4 protein-coding genes are annotated in these 3,468 nt (G+C 54.8%); all 4 read right to left on the bottom strand.

Annotated elements, in window-relative coordinates; all coding sequences use genetic code 11:
- Positions 1 to 424 (bottom strand): hypothetical protein (locus tag WBB85_RS21095; RefSeq protein ID WP_432640544.1); only part of this gene is annotated, 424 nt, incomplete at its 3' end.
- Positions 421 to 1,764 carry a FliI/YscN family ATPase gene (locus WBB85_RS21090; RefSeq protein WP_432640543.1) on the bottom strand — a complete coding sequence of 448 codons (1,344 nt, stop codon included), beginning with the start codon at positions 1,762 to 1,764 and terminating at the stop codon, positions 421 to 423. The genes WBB85_RS21095 and WBB85_RS21090, both read right to left, overlap by 4 nt.
- Positions 1,761 to 2,369, bottom strand: coding sequence for a hypothetical protein (locus WBB85_RS21085; RefSeq protein WP_432640542.1), 609 nt, complete (start codon positions 2,367 to 2,369; stop codon positions 1,761 to 1,763). Before WBB85_RS21085 ends, WBB85_RS21090 begins: the two co-directional genes overlap by 4 nt.
- Entirely contained in the window at positions 2,366 to 3,172 is an 807-nt protein-coding gene (gene sctJ, locus WBB85_RS21080; RefSeq protein ID WP_432640541.1) for a type III secretion system inner membrane ring lipoprotein SctJ, read from the bottom strand. Before sctJ ends, WBB85_RS21085 begins: the two co-directional genes overlap by 4 nt.
- Positions 3,173 to 3,468: the final 296 nt, after the last annotated feature.

The raw sequence follows: 3,468 nt of genomic DNA, 5'->3' as shown, positions 1-3,468 counted from the left end.
CCGTGGCAAGACGTGCCAGCGCAACTTCTTGCGCAACGATGTGATCTAGTTTTCGTGTGCGTTTGCGTACCGCCTGATAAGCATCGGTCAACCTTTTCAGGTCGGTTTCACAGCGCAGAACTCTTTGCTGTGACAGGTTGTGTTGCGCCTGCCGCTCCAGCAGAGCGTAGTTCGCCAATCCCAGTTTGGTCTGGAGATCCGAGATCATCTGTGCGGGTTGATCGGAACAAACACGCCCGTTTCGGGCTGTCTCAAAGATGTCCGCCCAATTCCGCTCTCCCTCGGCAAGACGGACGCGTGCGCTTTCCTCCTCATCTATTGCTGCGGAAACGGAAGCCCGGGCTCTGGCCAGTCCGGCCTGCGCGTTGCGTTCGCGCATGTTTTGAATTTTATGAAGCAGTTTTAGAGGTTTAAGTCGCGTCACGCCAATGCCTCCGCCAAATTCGCAAAAGCTGTCGGCAGATCGACGCCTTCGCGGACATCCTGTTTCAGGGCCTCCTCGATCTTGGTCACCTTTTTCATGGCTTCGTCGGCTATGGGATCAGAGCCTGACTTGTATTCGCCTACCTGTACGAGGATCTCGATTTCCTTGTACTTGGCCAAGAGTTGCCTTGCGCGGCGGGCGGGCGCACAGTGTTCTTCATCCATGATGTCAGTCATTACCCTGCTGAGACTCTTCAGAGGGTCTATCGCCGGATATTGTCCGCGCTGAGCAAGATCGCGGCTGAGCGCGATATGACCATCGGTTAAGCTCTTGACCTCTTCTGCAACCGGGTCGTCTTCTTGTTCACCTTCCATAAGCACGGTGTAGATTGCGGTAATGTCACCTCGGGGAGCACGTCCGGAGCGTTCGATCAGCTTTGGAAGTTGCGGATAAACAGAAGCGGGATAGCCGCGACGAGTAGGCGGTTCGCCGAGTGACAGCCCGATTTCCCGCAGGGCGCGTGCGACCCGCGTAAGGCTGTCCAAAATGATGAGGACGGACTTTCCCTGATCTCTGAAGTATTCGGCAACCGTTGATGCTGTATGAGCGGCATAGAATCTTTCGGTTGCGGTTCGATCCGACGTGGCGGCGACGACGACAATGCGATTGCGATGTTCGTGCGGAAGATGCCGGTCGATAAATTCCTTTACTTCCCGCCCCCGCTCTCCGATCAGGCCGATCACGACCACATCGGCCTGACAATGCCGTGCGATCGCGGCCATGAGCGTTGACTTTCCGGTGCCGGCCGCACCCATCAGGCAGATTCTCTGTCCAAAACCTAATGTTGAAAACAGGTCGATCGCTTTGACGCCCGTTGACATCGGCTTTTCGATAAGTGGTCTGTCCAAAGGGGATATGGGTGATCCCTTAAGTCCTCTTGTCTCGTAGCTGTCAGGCAATCGCGAACCGATGGGCACGCCGAAGCCATCGATGACTGAACCCAAAAGATACGGCCCAACCGGGACGAGAAAACTGCGGCCGGTCGCCTCCACCCTTGATCCAGCACTTAGGCGTTCAGGATGAACCAAAGGAAAAAGAGTGGCAGTGGTCTGGGCCACAGACACAACTTCGGCCTCGAAGAATGTGCTGTTGTTTTCGGGAAAGATTCGACAGATTTCTCCGACCCGAAGCCCGGAACAGTTGACGTTGATCGATGTACCGCTCGCTTTGCTTACAATGCCTGCATCCAAACTCATGCCGGCACGCCGTACCGAACGATCCAGGTGCTGAAGAACGCCTGCCAGCCTTTCGACCCGAGGATTTGCGTTCTGCGGGATCATTTTCTTTCCGGCGCTTCAACTAAGGTCGAAAGAAGATGCCTGCAAAAGACAGCGCGCTGTGGTTCGGCGACGATCGTCGGCGGTAGCTGAAGGCGCACACGAAGCGCTTTGTCTGTCGCAGGCGGCAATCTGCTCAGGAAGGCCAGAAGGCAGCTCCTGCCCTCTTCAGCGGGTTTGGCAGTTTGTGAAACCGTGTTTGCCGCCGGTGCTGCGTCACGGAATTTGAGCGCCTTTATCAAAGACCCGCGCTGGAGGTCAGGATAGCGTTCGGCAAGACCACCCGACACCATCAATTCCGCCAAAGCATTCGATAACCAGGCATTGCCTAGGCTCTGGCAAAGTTTCGATATGTCCTGATCCAACAGCCACAACAGGATGGGCTCTTCGTCACCGACTTCATGTTCTGCGTCTTCGGCCAATCCGTTTGCTGCCATTAAGCCGATCTGGATTCGGTTCTTGAGTCTGGGGTTGTTCATCAGATCCGTCCGCAGGTCTGCGTCCTCGATCTGAGGCAACCAACGCGCCAAAGCGTCCTTAGGAAACTGGCTCAGATCAACGGCGAGAGCAGCACTAAGGCGACTGTTGGCCTGAGAATCAGCCATCATTGCTTGGCCCTGCGGCGGAACACACGGGCGATTGCTGTTGAAATAACGTTCTTGATCATCAGAGTGGTCCCAAACAGCACAGCAAACATCAAAGTCAGCATCTGGAACTGCTCTGACCGGACAACAGGTGTTTTGTTCTTCACATTCGCCATCTGTCCTGTGGAAACACTCACCAGCTCGTTACTCTGGGAACGGCCCTGTGGCGCGCGGTCTTCAGCCTTGAACAATGCTAGAGACACATCCTCATACGCAAGGTACTGGACCGAATGCGCGACGATCTGCTTGATCGCAGGAATGCTCGACGCCATTTCTGCTGATGGTTCGTGGTAAATAACGACCGAAGCCTGGGCCTGCGGTGCCTGCTTGTCAAAGCGGTCCATCTCCGGGATCATTATATGAACCCGCGCTTTACGCACGCCTGGTACGGAAGAAATCGTCTGAGACAGCTCTTGGTTCAGCGCATAGATAAACCTTGCGCGTTGCTCAAACGGAGTCGAGACAATGCCCTGCGGCGCGAAGAGTTCCCCGAGCGTTTCATATTTTTTGCGTGGATAGTCATTGGCGTTCAGAATCTCAATTGCCAAGGCAACCGAACTGCCGTCAACCGAGATGGAATAGGTGCCCTTTTTCTCACGCTCGCGCGTTACAGACACATCAGAGCGGGCAAGAAGTGCGACCATTTCATTCGCTTCGCTTTCTTGCAGCCCGGAATAAAGCTCCTCCTTGCAAGCAGTGAGAAGCAGGATCGACAGAAGGGCGAAGGTATTGAAAGCGCAGCGCTTTGATTTTCCAGTCATTTCCATTGTCCCTCTAGGTGACTTGCACCGGAATAGCGCTAGGGCAGCAGCCACCCAACAACGTTAACAATACTTTCGGCAGCGACGCACGAGCCAGCGTTAACGACACCTAGTGCATCCGCACGGCAACACGGTCGATGCAACATCTGTACGGAAAATTTTAAGCAATTACGCATGTGGGCATCGGTAACTACGCGGCCAGGCTGCCATGGCCTCCTAAGCGTAAAGGTCCTGCAACTATCTATGATGGAATGTCGCTCACAAGACGGCGAACTCAGCACCATCACCGTCCCTAAAGCCCA

The sequence above is a fragment of the Albidovulum sp. genome, assembly GCF_049646345.1.
Classification (GTDB): domain Bacteria; phylum Pseudomonadota; class Alphaproteobacteria; order Rhodobacterales; family Rhodobacteraceae; genus Albidovulum.
Note: the sequence above shows the minus strand (reverse complement) of the source record. Positions and strands in the feature narration are given on the sequence as shown.